This window comes from Burkholderia sp. AU44665 (assembly GCF_030504405.1).
Lineage (GTDB): Bacteria > Pseudomonadota > Gammaproteobacteria > Burkholderiales > Burkholderiaceae > Burkholderia > Burkholderia semiarida.
Genome location: NZ_JAUJRI010000002.1, coordinates 18,524 through 35,170, shown reverse-complemented (window position 1 = coordinate 35,170; position 16,647 = coordinate 18,524). Strand labels below are relative to the sequence as shown.

15 protein-coding genes and 1 riboswitch are annotated in these 16,647 nt (G+C 68.0%); of the genes, 5 read left to right on the top strand and 10 right to left on the bottom strand.

Features of this window, described 5'->3' with window-relative positions; translation table 11 throughout:
* Positions 1 to 55 precede the first annotated feature (55 nt).
* From QZM15_RS05190 to thiC, 3 genes are all read right to left on the bottom strand, one after another.
* A complete protein-coding gene (locus QZM15_RS05190; RefSeq protein WP_059573927.1) occupies positions 56 to 310 on the bottom strand; it encodes a hypothetical protein in 255 nt (84 codons plus the stop codon).
* A 211-nt stretch (positions 311 to 521) separates the two neighbouring features.
* The gene (locus QZM15_RS05185; protein WP_059573926.1) at positions 522 to 734 is read right to left on the bottom strand and encodes a glycine zipper 2TM domain-containing protein; all 213 of its coding nucleotides are present in this window, start codon (positions 732 to 734) and stop codon (positions 522 to 524) included.
* 232 nt (positions 735 to 966) lie between these two features.
* The gene (gene thiC, locus QZM15_RS05180) at positions 967 to 2,898 is read right to left on the bottom strand and encodes a phosphomethylpyrimidine synthase ThiC (RefSeq protein ID WP_059573925.1); all 1,932 of its coding nucleotides are present in this window, start codon (positions 2,896 to 2,898) and stop codon (positions 967 to 969) included.
* Between the two features lie 124 nt (positions 2,899 to 3,022).
* A riboswitch (TPP riboswitch) is annotated at positions 3,023 to 3,139 on the bottom strand.
* 268 nt (positions 3,140 to 3,407) lie between these two features.
* On the opposite strand from thiC, the gene QZM15_RS05175 reads away from it, so the two are divergent.
* From QZM15_RS05175 to QZM15_RS05155, 5 genes are all read left to right on the top strand, one after another.
* Entirely contained in the window at positions 3,408 to 3,680 is a 273-nt protein-coding gene (locus tag QZM15_RS05175) for a pentapeptide MXKDX repeat protein (RefSeq protein WP_059644106.1), read from the top strand.
* Positions 3,681 to 3,756: 76 nt separating this feature from the next.
* Positions 3,757 to 4,389, top strand: coding sequence for a cytochrome b/b6 domain-containing protein (locus QZM15_RS05170; protein ID WP_059644109.1), 633 nt, complete (start codon positions 3,757 to 3,759; stop codon positions 4,387 to 4,389).
* Between the two features lie 29 nt (positions 4,390 to 4,418).
* Positions 4,419 to 5,207 (top strand): molybdopterin-dependent oxidoreductase, encoded by a 789-nt coding sequence (locus tag QZM15_RS05165; protein ID WP_302106011.1) that lies wholly within the window; start codon positions 4,419 to 4,421, stop codon positions 5,205 to 5,207.
* 780 nt (positions 5,208 to 5,987) lie between these two features.
* The gene (locus QZM15_RS05160; RefSeq protein WP_302106010.1) at positions 5,988 to 7,367 is read left to right on the top strand and encodes an RICIN domain-containing protein; all 1,380 of its coding nucleotides are present in this window, start codon (positions 5,988 to 5,990) and stop codon (positions 7,365 to 7,367) included.
* 300 nt (positions 7,368 to 7,667) lie between these two features.
* Positions 7,668 to 8,876, top strand: coding sequence for an EamA family transporter (locus QZM15_RS05155; protein WP_302106009.1), 1,209 nt, complete (start codon positions 7,668 to 7,670; stop codon positions 8,874 to 8,876).
* Positions 8,877 to 8,912: 36 nt separating this feature from the next.
* On the opposite strand, the gene QZM15_RS05150 is transcribed toward QZM15_RS05155, so the two are convergent.
* The 7 genes from QZM15_RS05150 to QZM15_RS05120 form a co-directional block, all read right to left on the bottom strand.
* Positions 8,913 to 10,112 (bottom strand): MFS transporter, encoded by a 1,200-nt coding sequence (locus tag QZM15_RS05150; RefSeq protein ID WP_104012331.1) that lies wholly within the window; start codon positions 10,110 to 10,112, stop codon positions 8,913 to 8,915.
* A 167-nt stretch (positions 10,113 to 10,279) separates the two neighbouring features.
* Entirely contained in the window at positions 10,280 to 11,104 is an 825-nt protein-coding gene (locus QZM15_RS05145; protein ID WP_302106008.1) for a phosphodiesterase, read from the bottom strand.
* Positions 11,105 to 11,188: 84 nt separating this feature from the next.
* Positions 11,189 to 12,220 (bottom strand): ABC transporter ATP-binding protein, encoded by a 1,032-nt coding sequence (locus QZM15_RS05140; protein WP_302106007.1) that lies wholly within the window; start codon positions 12,218 to 12,220, stop codon positions 11,189 to 11,191.
* Positions 12,221 to 12,244: 24 nt separating this feature from the next.
* Positions 12,245 to 13,141, bottom strand: coding sequence for an ABC transporter permease (locus tag QZM15_RS05135; RefSeq protein ID WP_302106006.1), 897 nt, complete (start codon positions 13,139 to 13,141; stop codon positions 12,245 to 12,247).
* Between the two features lie 10 nt (positions 13,142 to 13,151).
* Positions 13,152 to 13,976, bottom strand: a complete 825-nt coding sequence (locus tag QZM15_RS05130; protein WP_302106005.1) for an ABC transporter permease — start codon at positions 13,974 to 13,976, stop codon at positions 13,152 to 13,154.
* A gap of 17 nt (positions 13,977 to 13,993) precedes the next feature.
* On the bottom strand, positions 13,994 to 15,022 hold the full coding sequence (locus tag QZM15_RS05125; protein ID WP_059644129.1) for an ABC transporter substrate-binding protein: 1,029 nt from the start codon (positions 15,020 to 15,022) through the stop codon (positions 13,994 to 13,996).
* Positions 15,023 to 15,080: 58 nt separating this feature from the next.
* On the bottom strand, positions 15,081 to 16,106 hold the full coding sequence (locus QZM15_RS05120; protein ID WP_059573916.1) for a substrate-binding domain-containing protein: 1,026 nt from the start codon (positions 16,104 to 16,106) through the stop codon (positions 15,081 to 15,083).
* Positions 16,107 to 16,647: the final 541 nt, after the last annotated feature.

The following is a 16,647-nucleotide window of genomic DNA, read 5'->3' as shown; positions in this document are numbered from 1 at the left end:
ACGGGAACGTCGCCGGTCGTGCCCGGCGGCGGGCGGCCACGCGCGGTGCGGCCGATCAGCGATGACGCCAGCCGCCGCGTCCGCCGAAACCGAAATTGAGCGACAGTGCCGGGCCCCAATAGCCGCCCCACGCCGGCCCATACGCAGGCGCCGGATAGTAGTAGGCGGGGGCCGGATCGACATACACGGGCGCGGGCTGTACCGGCGCCGGCGCCGCCGTGTAATAGCCTCCGGGATAGTAGGCGTATGGGTAATAGCAGCCGGCAAGCGTCGCGCAGGCAAGCGCCGAGGCGACGAAGGTCCTGTTCATGATGTGTCTCCGGCGCAGCCGGCTATCGGCAGATACTCGAAGCTTAGGCCGAGGACCGGTGACACGGTATGAGAAACGGTAACCGATCATTTCCGGTCAGCGGCCACGCCCTGCGGCGCTACATGCAAAAACGGCGCGTCCGCGGTGCGGAAGCGCCGTTGAGCCGATCGGCCGTGGCCGGATGACGCCCGGCCGGCCGGAGTCGGGCTGCTTACTTGCCGATCTGGTTACCGATGATGCCGCCGGCCGCCGCGCCGCCCAGCGTCGACAGCGCGTTGCCGCCGATCGCCGCGCCGGCGACGCCGCCGACACCCGCACCGATTGCCGTATCGCGCTGGCGCCGCGACATCGAATCGCAGGCCGACAGGCTGGCCACTGTCGCGACGAGGAGCGCGCATACCCCAAAACGCCGAATCGAATTCATGATCGTTGTCCTTGTGGTAGTGAACGGAGGGCGCGCGACCGGCCGGCGGCCGCGCATGACCCCAATCTACGCGCCGTCCTGCGGCGCTGCTGTAAGGACTTGTTAAGGCTCGCGCGCTTTCGTAATCAATTGTTTCCCCTGCGCCGGCAGGCACGCGGCATGCGCAAAAAAGCCCGCTCGAAAGCGGGCGTCGTGCATCGCGACGCGAGCCGGTGCGGCTCGCGGCGTGTGCTTACTGGCGGTGGTAGATCTCGGCGCCGGTCTTCACGAACTCGACCGCCTTGACCTCCATCCCCTTCTTCAGCGCTTCGGTTTCCGACACGCCCTGCTGCGCCGCGAACTCGCGCACGTCCTGCGTGATCTTCATCGAGCAGAAGTGCGGGCCGCACATCGAGCAGAAGTGCGCGACCTTCGCCGAATCCTTCGGCAGCGTCTCGTCGTGGAATTCGCGCGCCTTGTCCGGGTCGAGACCGATGTTGAACTGGTCTTCCCAGCGGAACTCGAAGCGCGCCTTCGACAGCGCGTTGTCGCGCACCTGCGCGCCCGGATGACCCTTGGCGAGGTCGGCCGCGTGCGCGGCGAGCTTGTACGTGATGATGCCTTCCTTCACGTCGTCCTTGTTCGGCAGGCCGAGGTGTTCCTTCGGCGTCACGTAGCACAGCATCGCGGTGCCGAACCAGCCGATCATCGCGGCGCCGATGCCCGACGTGATGTGGTCGTAGCCCGGCGCGATGTCGGTGGTCAGCGGCCCGAGCGTGTAGAACGGCGCTTCCTTGCACCAGTCGAGCTGGAGATCCATGTTCTCCTTGATCAACTGCATCGGCACGTGGCCGGGGCCTTCGATCATCACCTGCACGTCGTGCTTCCACGCGATCTGCGTGAGCTCGCCGAGCGTCTTCAGTTCGCCGAGCTGCGCTTCGTCGTTGGCGTCGTAGATCGAGCCGGGGCGCAGGCCGTCGCCGAGCGAGAAGCTCACGTCGTACGCCTTCATGATCTCGCAGATCTCTTCGAAGTGTTCGTACAGGAAGCTTTCCTTGTGATGCGCGAGGCACCACTTCGCCATGATCGAGCCGCCGCGCGACACGATGCCCGTCATCCGGTTCGCGGTGAGCGGCACGTACTGCAGGCGCACGCCCGCGTGGATCGTGAAGTAGTCGACGCCTTGCTCGGCCTGCTCGATCAGCGTGTCGCGGAAGATTTCCCAGGTCAGGTCCTCGGCCTTGCCGTTGACCTTTTCGAGCGCCTGGTAGATCGGCACCGTGCCGATCGGCACCGGGCTGTTGCGGATGATCCACTCGCGCGTTTCATGGATGTGCTTGCCGGTCGACAGGTCCATCACCGTGTCGCCGCCCCAGCGGATCGCCCACGTCATCTTGTCGACTTCCTCGCCGATCGACGACGTGACGGCCGAGTTGCCGATGTTCGCGTTGATCTTCACGAGGAAGTTGCGGCCGATGATCATCGGCTCGGATTCCGGGTGGTTGATGTTCGCGGGGATGATCGCGCGGCCGCGCGCGACTTCGTCGCGCACGAATTCCGGCGTGATCTCGGCCAGCGCGTTCGCGCCGAAGGCCGCGGCGCCGAACGCCTGGCCCGGATGCTGGCGGCCCATCATCGCGGCGAGCTTCGCGCCGTTCGGGCCGCTCGACTTCAGGCTCTCGATGTATTCGGCGCGGCGCTGGTTCTCGCGGATCGCGATGTATTCCATTTCCGGCGTGATGATGCCCTGACGCGCGTAGTGCATCTGCGTGACGTTCTTGCCGGGCTGCGCGCGGCGCGGGTTGCGGTGCAGGCCGGGGAAACGCAGGTCGGCGGTGGCCGGATCGGCCGCGCGCTCGAGGCCGTACCGGCTCGACAGGCCGGGGAGCACTTCGGTGTCGCCGCGCGCTTCGATCCAGCGCTGACGCAGTGCGGGCAGGCCCGCGCGGATGTCGATCTTCGCGTCCGGATCGGTGTACGGGCCCGACGTGTCGTACACGTAGATCGGCGGATTCTTCTCGCCGCCGAAGCCGGTCGGCGTGTCGGCCTGCGTGATCTCGCGCATCGGCACGCGGATGTCGGGTTGCGAGCCGGTGACATACACCTTGCGCGAATTGGGCAGCGGGGCGACGGCGGCGGCGTCGACGTGGGCGTCGGCAGACAGAAACTTCGGATTGGCGTTCATGCAATCTCCTGTGCGGGCGCCGGACAGGCGCTTCGGCGCTTGCCCGGAGCCCTTGACGAATGTGGGGCTCGAGCTAAGCAGGAGACAAGGCTTGGTGAGGCGGCGGGTTTCGTCAGAGGGATGGCGGCGAAATCCGTACGCTTCCCTGCGCTGGCATTATCCAGATCAGGTTCAAAGGGTATTTCTCACCCGCAATGCCGGTTGTTTGACCGAACGCATTGCAGGACCCCCGCGTTAGCAGCGCACACGATACACCGGCTTGGCGGCGGTTTCAACCGGATGCGGCGCGGATGTCGCCGGGCGATGGCCGGATCGCGGCCGCTGGTGCGTGCACGCTGCGCCGCAGCAAGCGCTGCGGTCGAACCGCGATGCAGGGCCGGACAGAACGGCCGAGCGGGGCAGTAGTCCGTTCCCTTTTTTCGGGCGCAAAAAAATTTTCGTCATCGCTGTCATTTCCGTCCGCGTGCTCCGTCTATTCGGCTCCTTAACCCATGTATCGGAGAGATGTCATGAAAAAAGTATTCGTCGCCACCTGTATCGCCGCACTTGCCACGATCGCAACGGGGGCCTACGCGCAGAACGATGCGATGTCGAAGGACGGCATGTCGATGTCGAAGGACGCGATGGGCCACGACGCGATGGCGAAGGACGGTGCGATGTCGAAGGACGGCATGAAGAAGCAGGCGATGAAGAAGGACGCGATGAAGAAGGACGCGATGGGTCACGATTCGATGAAGAAGGACGACGCGATGAAGAAGGACGCGATGAGCCCGTCGAACTAACGAATGCGTGCGGGGCGCGACCGGCCGGTCACCGGCGCGCGTCGCGTCCCGCCACATCATCCCGGGAGTCTTCATCATGCAAACGGTCCCTGTCACGGATCGCGCGAGTGTGCCGCCGCCCGCGCCGACGATCCATCCGCGGTGGGTGCGCGCGAGCCACTGGCTCAACGCGCTCGCGGCGATCCTGATGGCGCTGTCCGGCTGGCGCATCTACGATGCGTCGCCGATCTATCCGTCGTTCACGTTCGCGCACGGCATCACGCTCGGCGGCTGGCTCGGCGGTGCGCTGCAATGGCATTTCGCGGCGATGTGGCTGCTGGTCGGCAACGGCCTGTTCTACCTCGCGATGTCGATCGCGACGGGGCGCTTCGCACGCAAGCTGCTGCCCGTGACACCTGCGTCGGTGTGGCGCGACGTGCGCGCCGCGCTCGGCGGGCGGCTGTCGCACGACGACCTGAGCGTCTACAACGCGGTGCAACGTGCCGCGTATCTGACCGCGATCGTCGATCTCGTCGTATTGGTGCTGTCGGGGCTCGCGATCTGGAAATCGGTGCAGTTCCCGCTGCTGCGCGAACTGTTCGGCGGTTACGACAATGCGCGCATCGTGCACTTCTGGGCGATGTCGCTGCTGGTCGCGTTCGTGGTCGTCCACGTCGCGATGGCGTTGCTGGTGCCGCGCTCGCTGCTCGCGATGCTGCGCGGCCGCTGACCCGTACACCGCGGGCGAAGGAAATCATCATGTCGGAATCTGAAAACAACCGCGGCGAGCCGCGCTGGGCGCTCGACCGGAAATCGCTCGAGCTCGACGTGCGCCGCGAACTCGAGATGCCGTCGCGACGGCTCTTCAACCGGCGCGTGCTGACGCTCGGCGGCCTCACGATGCTGACCGGCTGCACGCTGCAGGACGACGCGTCGGTCAACACGTTCCTCGAGAAAGTATCGCGCATGAACGACCGCGTGCAGGCGTGGCTGTTCAACCCGAACCAGCTCGCGCCGACCTACACCGAGGCCGACATCACGCGGCCGTTTCCGTTCAACGCGTACTACGGAATCGACGACGTGCCGCACGTCGACGAATCGACGTATCGGCTCGTGCTGTCGGGCCGCGTGACGGGCAAGCGCGTATGGACGCTCGACGAGCTTCGCGCACTGCCGCACGCGGAACAGATCACGCGCCATATCTGCGTGGAAGGGTGGAGCGCGATCGGCCGCTGGGGCGGCACGCCGTTCGGCGCATTCCTCGCGCGCGCCGGCGCGGACACACACGCGAAATACGTGGGCTTCAAGTGCGCGGACGACTACTACGAAAGCATCGACATGCCGACCGCGCTGCATCCACAGACGCTGCTCGCGTTCGAATACGACGGCCGCCAGCTGCCGCCGGAGTACGGTTTCCCGATGAAGCTTCGGATGCCGACCAAGCTCGGCTACAAGAACCCGAAGCACATCATGGAAATCTTCGTGACCGATACGTTCCCGGGCGGCTACTGGGTCGATCAGGGCTACAACTGGTTCGGCGGATCGTGACGTGGGCCGCATCGCGCGATGGACTGGCGACTTATCTCGAAAAAGATCGGTAAAGGTCGAATTTCATGGCGTTAATGAGGATCGTAATTTAGTACTTGTACGATTGTTTGCCGAATACGTCGAATTTTATAATTTTCTCGTCGCGCCGGTCTCCTCGCTGGAGATCGGCGTCAATTGACGTATGTATCTGGCAGCAGCGGAATTTAACCTATTCGCTATTCGAATCGCGAATGACAGGTCGAGTAACGCTGGTCGCGCACGGTGTGATGCGTGTGCGGCTGCGCCTTCCTTTTTCCTATTCGCGGTGAGTCGATTAGCATGGGTCGTGTATTTTTTCGGCGTGGTTTGCCGTTGGGAGCATTTTGTCTGCTGGCGGGTTTGACGTTGTCGGCCTGCGGCGGTGACGATTCGTCCGAGGTCGTGCAGATCGAGGACGCGAGCCCGCGTCCGGAGCCGGGCGATGTTGAAGTGGTCGATCCGCCGCCCACGCTGCCCGAGGCGGTGCCCGGCGAGCCTCCGCCGGTTGTGCCGCCGCCGGTCGTGCCGCCGCCGGTTGTGCCTCCACCGGTTGTGCCTCCGCCGGTCGAGCCGCCCCCGGTCGAGCCGCCGCCGGTTGTGCCTCCACCGGTTGTGCCTCCGCCGGTCGAGCCGCCCCCGGTCGAACCACCCCCGGTCGAACCACCCCCGGTCGAACCACCCCCGGTCGAACCGCCGCCTGCACCCATCGACACGAGCTTCGCCATCCGCAACCTCGCCCAAGGCGGCGAGCGCTGCCTCACGATGTCGACTGTCGATGGCGTGTCCGTCGGGTTCGCGGCCTGTTCGGGATCGGACGCGCAGCGCTGGCGCATGGAGCGGGCCAACAACGAGAACTTCAGGGTGAAGAACGTGCTGGCCGCATCGCAGAGCCGCGACGTCTGCCTGCGTGCGGCGCCTGCCGCGCCGGGCGCGGTGAGCATGTCGTCGTGCGGCGGCGCCGATTACCCGGCGACGCGGCTGTGGCGTGCGGCGATGCTCGATCCGAACGGCACGTTCACGATGCTGAACAAGCACTGGGCCGCGACGAACACGCTGCAGGCGACGGAGGGCGCACCCGCGATGCTGCCCGAAACCGGCCAGCCCGCCGCGCGCTGGACCTATGAAGGCGAGGTGCCGACCCTCATGCGAAGGGTCGGCGGCACCGATCGCGTGTTGCTGATAACGGGCCGCTTTACGGGCCAGACGGCGAATCCCGCCGAGCCGATCCGCAAGGCGGTATTCGGTGACGGCGACGATTTTTCGTCGCTCGCGCACTACCTCAAGCTGGCATCGCGCGGCAAGTTCGGGATCGAAGGCACGATGCTGACCGACGTGGATCTCGGCGATTTCCCCAAGGGGTGCGATTCGGTCGCCATTCGCGCGCAGGCGAAGGCCGCGGCGAAGGCGCGCGGCGTCGATGCCGGCAAGTTCAACTTGTTGTTCGTCGATTTCCCGTCGAACCGCGAATGCAGATTTTCAGGTCTGGCCGGGAGCCCGGGCGCGTGGATCCTGTCGAACGGCTCCGGGCATGGGTACTGGATGTGGACGCACGAGTTCGGGCACGGGCTCGGCGTACACCACCCCGATTCGCTGCAACACTGCCCGGTCAAGGATGGCGCCGTCGTGATCGGCAACGGCTGCGTGACGGGCGGCATCGACGATCCGACCGATACCGTGGGCGGTGGCGGCCGGCGGATGTATCCGGTCGATTACCAGTTGTTTACCGGCTGGCTTTCCGAGGAGGACGTGCCCGCCATCGTCAAGCCCGGCACGTATCGCCTCGCGCCGTTGTGGAGCACGCTGCCGGGCAAGCAGGGCTATCGGCTGCCGCGTGGGGACGGCTCGGCGCTGGTGCTCGAATTCCGCCGTCCGCAGCTCGACGCGGGCAAGCGCGGCACGTTCGAGGACTGGCCGGACACGTCGCCGTTCGTCAACGGCGTGACGGTGCGGATCATGCGCCACCCGAACACCGTGAGTATCAAGAACACCCTCGTCGATGCGACGCCCGGCAGCGCGGACGGCATGAAGGACGCGCCGCTGATGCCGGGCAAGTCGATCGTCGATACGCTGTCCGGACGCCGGATCACCGTGCTGTCGGCCGACGAGAGCGGCGCGGTCGTGCAGGTCGAACTGACGCGGTAGACAGGAAGGGCTCGCGGCACGCTGGGTGTCGCGCCGAAACGTCACTCCCGATCCTTTCGGACAGGTCTGACGATGCTTTCGAATCCTTGATGCCATAATGCCGAGCGTGCGCAACCGAAACGGTTGCGCGCGTTTTTTTTGTCCCTCTGCCGCCGCTTGCCGGTTCTTTTTCGTCGCCGTTCGCACTGCCATGTCGTTCCGCACGTTTGCTCTGCCTTCCCGGTTCCGCGTGGACCGTTTGCCGGCATTGCCGGCGTCTTTCCGCGGAGCACGCGACGCGACGTGCGGGCGGGCAGCGCAATGACACCGCTCGACCGCCTTCTCGATTTCCTCGCCCGATTTTCGTTCCGGATCCGTCTGCCGCAAAGCCGCGGCGGTCGCGTGGCGCTGGCGCTCGTCTTCATCTATTTCGTCTGGGGCTCGACCTACAGCGGGCTGCATTTCGCGCTGCAGTCGTTTCCGCCGCTGCTGCTGTCGGGGCTGCGCAACCTGCTCGGCGGGATCGGCCTGTTCATCTTCGCGCTGCGGCGCAAGCCCGAATGGCCGACGCTGCTGGAAATCCGCAACTCGGCGATCGTGGGGACGATGCTCGTCGCGCTGTCGTCCGGCACGATCGCGCTCGGCATGCGCACGGTCAGCAGCGGGTCGGCCGCGGTGATGGTGGCCACGGTGCCGCTGTTCGCGACCGTGATCGCGGCGGTCGCCGGGCGGCCGGTGGCGAAGGGCGAATGGGCGGCCGTCGCGCTCGGGATGGTCGGCATCGTCGTGCTGAATTCGGGCGGCGCGGCCGCCGCGAACTCGGCGCTCGGCACGATCTGCGTGCTGGCCGGCGCACTGTTCTGGGCGGGCGGCGCGCATCTCGCGACGCGGCTCAAGCTGCCGTCCGACCTGTTCCTGTCGACGTCGCTGCAGATCGGCCTCGGCGGGCTGATGTCGACGATCGTCGCGTGGCTGTTGGGCGAACGCGTCGAACAGTTGGCCGTCGGGTCGGTGTTCGCGTTCGTGTACCTGATGGTGTTCTGCACGATGGCCGCGTACGTCGCGTACGGTTATCTGATCCGCCATACGAGCCCGATCATCGCGAGCAGCTGCATGTATGTGAACCCGATCGTCGCGGTTGCGCTCGGTGCGCTGCTGCTGGGCGAACCGGTGACGATGGCGACCGTCGTTGCGACCGTCGCGATTCTCGGCAGCGTCGGGTTGTCGTTCGTGTTCGATCCGGCGCGTCGGCCCGCGGCTGCTACGGCCACCGCCTCGGCCGCCACTTCACCGGCCGCACCGGCCGCACCGGCCGCGGCGGTGGAGCAGGCGCTCACAAGCGATGCTTCGCCGCCGTCCGAGCCGATGGCGACACCCGATCCGGCGCCGATTCTCGCGCCTTCGGCCGTCCCGTTGGCGGTACCGACGCCTGCCGCGGTCATGGATCCCGGCGCGGTGATCGACCCGGCCCCGGCGTTCGCGCCGCCGCCCGCCGCCGCCGAGCCGGCCGCCGCGCGCACCGACGCGTGACGCCGCCGCAGCCGTAGCAGCCGCAGCCGATCCCGCTCAGCCGCGCCGGCCGCCGCGGTGGTGGGACCAGCCGGCGAGCGCCGCAAACAGCAGGCCGGCCGCGCACATGCCGGTCCAGCCGAACGCGCGCCATGCGGCGACGCCGGCCGACGAGCCGAGCGCGCCGCCGATGAAGTAGCACACCATGTACACCGTGTTCACGCGGCTGCGCGCGTCGGGCTTCAGCGCATAGATGCGCGACTGGTTCGAGATCTGCGCGGCCTGCACGCCCACGTCGAGCACGATCACGCCGATCACGAGCCCGACGAGGCTCGACCCCGACAGCGCGAAGATCACGAACGACAGCGCGAGCAGCGCGATCGCGAGCGAGATGATCGCGCGCGGGCCGCGCGTGTCCGCGAAGCGGCCCGCATAGGGCGCGGCGAGCGCGCCCGCGGCGCCGACGATCCCGAACAATCCGGCTGCCTGCGGGCCGAGATGGAACGGCGCGCCGGCGAGCAGCAGCGTGAGCACGGGCCAGAATGCGCTGAACGCCGCGAACAGCGCGGCGCCCGTCAGCGATGCCTCGCGCAGCCCGCGCAATTCGACGGCCAGATGCCACATCGAGCCGAGCAGCTTGCCGTACGACAGCGTCGACGTCGGCGAGCTGCGCGGTAGCCGCAGCACGATCACGACGGCGAGCGCGACGAGCGCCGCGACCGAGGCGGCGAACACCGCCCGCCAGCCGAAATACTCGGCGACGAAGCCGGCGGCGGTACGCGCGAGCAGGATGCCGAGCAGCAGGCCGCTCATCACGGTGCCGACCGCGTGGCCGCGTTCGGCCGGCGGCGCGATTTCGGCGGCGAACGGCACGGCCTGCTGCGCGATGGTCGCGAGGATGCCGATCGCGAGGCTCGCGATCGCGAGCACGGCCAGCGACGGCGCGGCGGCCGCCACGATCAGCGCGATCGACAGCCCGGCGATCTGCAGCAGGATCAGCCCGCGGCGATCGAAACGGTCGCCGAGCGGCGCGAGCAGGAACATGCCGGCCGCATAGCCGAGCTGCGTCGCGGTCGGCACCGCGCCGATCCATGACGCGCCGTCCGGAAAGGTCGCGCGGAAGCTGTCGAGCAGCGGCTGGTTGTAGTAGATGTTGGCGACCGACACGCCCGCGATCGTCGCGAGCAGCAACAGCAGGCTGCGCGAGTAGTGGGGCGAGGCGGCGTCGGTCGGACGGTCGGTGGAGGCGGTGGACATGGCGGCGGCAACGGAGTGGGGCGGCGCGGCAGGCGGCGCACGCGTCGGATGCGTCGGCAGGCCGGGCGCCGGTCGAGGCTGCCGATCATACCGGAGCGACGCGAATCCTGCCGGCGGCAAGCCGGCGCGACGGGCCTGCCGTCGCCCGTCACCGCGCTTCACATCGGTCAGTCGACCAGCTCGCCCGTCGGCTCGTAGAACGGATACGGCCCCGCGCCTTCGTCGATATACACGTGATGCGACGTCATCCCCGTATCGGGCGCATGACGGTGGACCGCGAACGCCGGCGGTTCGAGCCGGAACGCGGACGGCGCGTCGGCCCGCAGGTCGAACGCGACCTGGTGCGCGGGCGACGGCACCGCGCACGCGAGCGTGCCGCCGAAGCGCGTGAACATCGTGCGGTGCACGTGGCCGCACAGCACGCGCTCGACGTTCGGATGCGCGCGCAGCAGCGCATCGAGTTTCGCGGCGGCGGTGGGCGCTAGACGCAGCTTGTCCATGTGGCCGATGCCCGACACGAACGGCGGGTGATGCAGCGCGACGATCACCGGCTGCGCGCGCGCGGCGTCGAGCTGCGCGGCGAGCCACGCGAGCCGCGCGTCGCACAGGTCGCCGTGGCTCGCGCCCGGCACCTGCGAATCGAGCGCGAGCACGCGCACCGCGCCGACGTCGAGCGCGTACTGCACGAATTCGCCGTCCTGCAACTCGGCGCGATCGGCGAACGCGCGGCGCAGACCGGCACGGTCGTCGTGATTGCCGATCATCAGGTAGTACGGCATCTCGAGTGCCGCGAGCAGCCCGCGCAGGTTGCCGTACTCTTCATCGTGGCCGAAGTCGGTCAGGTCGCCGGTGACGAGCACGGCGTCGGGGCGCGGCACGAGTGCGTTCAGCTTCGCGACGCAGCGCGCGAGCGCGGCCGCGGTGTCGACGCGCCGGTACGCGAGCTGGCCCGGCCGCTTGATGTGGAGATCGCTGATTTGAGCAAGCAGCATCGTCGTTCCTCGGAATCGTCTGGTTGTTGTCGCGGCGGCGTGCGCCGTCGTGGGGGGCTGCATGCATGATGCCCGATCGGCGGCTTACGCGCCGAGCGCGATCAGGCCTTCCGGCGCGATCGTGAGACCGACCGCCGTGCCGCGCGCGAGCGCGATGCGGCCCGGTACGTCGATCACGAGCGCGTCGGGCGCCGCATCCTCGATCGTGAGCCGCGTGCGCTCGCCGAGGAACGCGCATGCGCCGACCGCCCCGCGCAGCGGCGCGTGCGCGGGATCGGCGAGTTGCGCGTCCTCGGGGCGGAAGAACCATTCGTCGGCCGCATGCGGCGTGACGATCGCGCCGCCCGTCGTTGCGAGCGCCCCGTCGCGCCACTGGCCTGCCAGCCGGTTCAGCGTGCCGATGAAGTGCGCGACCGTGCGGTTCGCGGGGTGGTAGTAGATCTCGCGCGGCGTGCCGATCTGCTCGATGCGGCCCGCGCCCATCACGACGATCCGGTCGCCGAGCTCCATCGCCTCGGCCTGATCGTGCGTCACGTAGACGGTCGTCACGCCGAGCGCGCGCAGCAGCGCGTTCATGTCGCGGCGCAGCACGTCGCGCAGCTTCGCGTCGAGCGCGGTCAGCGGTTCGTCGAGCAGCAGCACGCGCGGCCGCACCGCGAGCGCACGCGCCAGCGCGACGCGCTGACGCTGGCCGCCCGACAGTTGATCGACCGGTTTGTCCGCATGCGCGTCGAGCCGCATCATCGCGAGCAGTTCGTCGACGCGTTCGCGCAACGCGCGCGGCTCGGTCTTGCGGATCTTCAGCCCGTAGCCGACGTTGCCGCGCACCGTCAGGTTCGGAAACAGCGCGTAGTTCTGGAACACCATGCCGACCTGCCGGCGCTCGATCGGCAGCGCGGTCACGTCGTCGTCGCCGAACGCGATCGTGCCGCCGGCGTCCGGCGTGTCGAGGCCCGCGATCAGGCGCAGCGTGGTCGTCTTGCCGCAGCCGGACGGCCCGAGCAGCACGAGCGTTTCCCCGGCGCCGATCGACAGGTCGAGCGGCTCGAGCACGCGTGTGCCGCGGAACGTCTTCGCGCAGCCGGTCAGGGTGATGGGCGTGGAATCGAGTTTCATGGGATCGGTAAAGTCAGCACAGGGTCAGCGCGGGCGCTTCTTCAGCGCACGCGTACCGGACGGATCGACGCCGAGCCACTGCATCGCGACGAGCAGCGGCAGCGTCATCAACAGGAACAGGATCGTGTACGCGCTGCCGACTTCGAGCCGCAGCGACGCATAGGTATCGGCGAGCCCGACCGGCAGCGTCTTGGTGTCGGGCGTATGCAGCATCCACGTGAGGTTGAACTCGCCGATCGACAGCGTGAGCACCGCGAGCGCGCCGGCGACGATGCCCGGCCGCAGGTTCGGCAGCACGATCGTGACGAAGCGCGTGACGAACGACGCGCCGAGGCTCGCCGCGCCTTCCTCGAGCGTGCGCAGGTCGGCGCCGGCCGCAACCGCCGCGACCGCGCGCACCATGAACGGCAGCGTGAACACGACGTGGCCGACGACGATGAACCACAGGCTCATCCGGAATGCGGTGAAGCCGCCGTACACGACCAGCAGCGCGAGCGCCGAGGCCAGGCCCGGCAGCGCGACCGGCAGCACGAGCGCTTCCTCGATCGCACGCGCGACGCGGCTCTTGCTGCGCGCGAGCGCATAGCCGGCCGGCACGCCGATCGCGAGCACGATCGCGAGCGTCGCGAACGCGACGTAGAGCGACAGCGCGACCGAGCCGTGATACTGCTGCCACACCTGTTCGAGCCAGCGCAGCGTGAGGCCGCTCGACAGCCCGCGGAAATAATTGACGGTGAGGCCCGCGAGCACCGACATCACGACGGGCACGATCAGGAACGCGCACAGCAGCAGCGTGACGCTCCATTGCAGCGCGGCGATCGCGCGCGCGCCCGTGACGCGCGGTGCCCGTCGTGCGACGCCGTTCGCATGCGACCGAGCGGGCGCCGACGACAGCGTGGAAGGGCCGGGAAGCGATTGCATGAAGGAATCCTCAGGCCGCGGCGGCGGCGGTGTGGCCGGTGAAGCGGCGCGCGAGCGCGAGCACGGCCCAGGTGACGATGCCGAGCACGATCGAGAGGCTCGCCGCCGTCGCGATGTTCGCGTTCAGCGTGAACTCGGTGTAGATCGTCATCGGCAGCACGTTCAGGTCGGTGGCGAGCGTAAACGCGGTGCCGAACGCGCCCATCGCGGTCGCGAAGCAGATCGCGCCGGCCGCGATCAGGCCCGGCGCGAGCGCGGGCAGCACGATGTCGGCGAAGATGCGCCACGGCGACGCGCCGAGCGAACGCGCGGCTTCCTCGAGCGACGCGTCGAGCTTCGACGCGGCCGCGATCACGGTGACGATCACGCGCGGAATCGAGAAATACAGGTAGCCGATGAACAGGCCGGCAACCGAGTACGCGAACACCCACTTGTCGCCCGTGAGCTTCGCCGACAGCATGCCGATCAGCCCCTGGCGCCCGGCGAGCATGATCACCATGAAGCCGACGACGGCGCCCGGGAACGCGAGCGGAAACGTGAGCAGCGCGAGCAGCACGCGCTTGCCGGCGAATTCGCGGCGCGCGAGCAGCAGGCCCGAGATCGTCGATAGCGCGAGCGTCGCGAGCGTGACGCCCGCGGACAGCGCGACCGTCTCGCCGAGGCTCTTCATGTAGCGCGCATTGCCGAGCAGCGCCGCGTAGCGCGAGAAGAACGCGCCGTCGGCGGACACCTGCACGAGCGACGCCATCGGCAGCAGCCAGAACGCGGCGAATACCGCGAGCGCCGGCGCGACGAGCGCGAGGCGCCAGCGCAGCGGAAAAGTGAGGTCGAGCATCGGTTGCGTCCCGCGGCTTACTGCATCACTTGCAGGTACTGCTGGCCGAACGCCTGCTGGCCGGCCGCCATCTTGCCGAAGTCGACCGGCTTGGCGCGCGCGTATTCGCTCGCCGGCAAGAACTTCGCGGCGACGTCGGCGCCGAGCGCCTGCGCGCGCACCGGGCGCAGGTACGCATTGGCCCACAGCTTCTGGCCTTCGTCGGACAGCACGAAATCGAGCACCTTCCTGCCGTTCGCGTCGTGCGGCGCGCCCTTCACGAGGCTCATCACGTACGGTACCGCGATCGTGCCTTCCTTCGGAATCACGAATTCGACGTTCGCGTTGTCCTTGTATTTCGCGCGATACGCGTCGAAGTCGTAGTCGAGCAGGATCGGAATCTCGCCGGACAGCACGCGCGCATACGCGGTCTGCTTCGGCACGATCGGCGCATTCGCCTTCAGCTTGCGAAACCAGTCGAGCGCCGGCTTGAAGTTGTCGAGGCTGCCGCCGAGCGCCTGGTTGACGGCGACGGCGCCCGCGTAGCCGACGAACGCGCTCGACGGATCGAGGTAGCCGACCATGCCCTTGTATTCGGGCTTCAGCAGATCGGCCCACGAGCGCGGCACCGGCTTGCCGTCGAGCGCGTCCTTGTTCACGAAGAAGCCGAGTGTGCCCGAGTGGATCGCGAACCAGTAGCCTTGCGGATCCTTCAGGTTCGCGGGAATGTCGTTCCAGTGCGCGGGCTTGTACGGTGCGATCACGCCCTTGTCCTTTGCCTGGAACGCCGACGACACGCCGAGGTAGACGACGTCGGCGACCGGACTCTTCTGCTCGGCGATCAATTGCGCGATCGACTGGCCCGAGTTCTTGTTGTCGAACGGCACGCGAATGCCGGTTTTCTGCTTGATCGCCGCGATCTGCGCGGCCCAGTCCGCCCATTCGGGCGGGCAGTTGTAGCAGATCGCCGTTTCGTCGGCATGAGCCGCGGGGGCGCCGGCGACGAGCGCGGCAAGGGCGAGCGGCGCGGCAAGCGCGCGCAGCAGCGAGGTCAGGCGAAAGGACACGGTGGGTCTCCGGGCGAGTGGGAGGGTGGTCGGTGTGCGTGGCGCGTGCGTGTTGCGATCAGGCCTTGCGCAGTTGCAGGTCGGTGGCGGGCGGCGCAATCGTCGCACCGTCGCGCACCGCATGCGGCAGGATCGTCGACGTGCGGTCGATCGCCGCGCCGCCGATGCATTCGACGAGACGCTGCCACGCGTGGCAGCCGATGTCGTGGTTCGGCGTCGCGACGCTCGCGAGCGGCGGCGCGAGCAACTCGCCGATCGCGATGCCGTCGAAGCCGAGCACCGACAGATCGTCGGGAATCGAGAAACCCGCGCGGCGCAGGCCGCGCATCACGACCATCGCGAGCAGGTCGTTGCTGCAAAAGAGGGCGGTCGGGCGCGTGGCGTGCGCGGTGAGATGCGCGAGCACCGCATCGGGCAGTTCGGGTGCGTTGAAGTCGACCTCGACGGGCGGCAGCGGGGCCACGCCGCTTTCCTCGAGCGCCTGCGCATAACCGAGATGACGCTGGCGCGCGCGATCCGATGCGGCGAGCGAACCGGCCAGCATCAGCACGCGGCGGTGGCCGCGCGCGGTCAGCAATTGCACGCCGTCATGGGCGGCGCGGCGGTTGTCGACCGACACCGACGGACGGCGCCGCGTGTCGTTGTGCATCAGCACGTAGTGCGGGCCGTCGCGGTCGAGCATGTCGAGCAGCGGGTGCGTGTCCGCATCGGCGACGGTGAGGATCAGCCCTTCGACGCGCTGCTCGCGCAGCGTCTCGATCGCATGACGCTCGCGCGCCGCATCGTATTCGGTGGTCATCAGGATCAACTTGAAACCGGCCGCGGTCGCGAGCGCGTCGATGCCTTGCAGGCAGTCGGCGAACACCGGGTTCGACAGCGTCGGCACGACGACGCCGACGAGCCGCGTGCGTTCGCCGCGCAGTTGCCGGCCGAGCGGACTCGGGCGGAACTGCAGCGTGTCGATGGCGGTGCGGATCGTCTGCAGCGTGGCGGGGCTGACGGTATGCGGCGCGTTGATCGCACGCGAAACGGTGGCGATCGAGAAGCCCGCGAGGGCAGCGACGTCCTTGATGGTCGAGGTCATGAAGTCATGCGATGTAAACGTTTTCGGCCGGGGAATTATCGAAAACGTTTGTGACTTCGCGATGACGCATGCGACGCTTGTTTCGCGAACGGCACGACACAAACGTCAGACGGTTGACGGCGTCGGACGACGCGCGACCGATTGTATCGACGGAGGCGGCGGCGCGGGATGAAATCGTCGGGCGTGCGGTGTCGGAGTCGTATCGGCGTCGAATGCGCGGGCCGAGGCGATGCGACGATGGCTGGCGTGGCGATGCGGCGCGGCGGAATAAGGGAACGCATGCGCCAAGCAATGGTAGAATCGCGTCCGCCCTCTTGCCGGGGTGATGAAATTGGTAAACATAGCGGACTTAAACGATTGAGTGCCCGGCCGGAAACGGTCGGTGCAGAACCCTTCAAATTCGGCGAAACCCCTGATGTGCGCATCGAGGCAACGCCGAGCCAAGCCTCGCGGTACCCGCGAGGAAGGTGTAGAGACTAGACGGGGGGCGCCTAAGGCGCACGGGCAGCGGTCACGCCCGCGCGCGACGGTGAAGGCATAG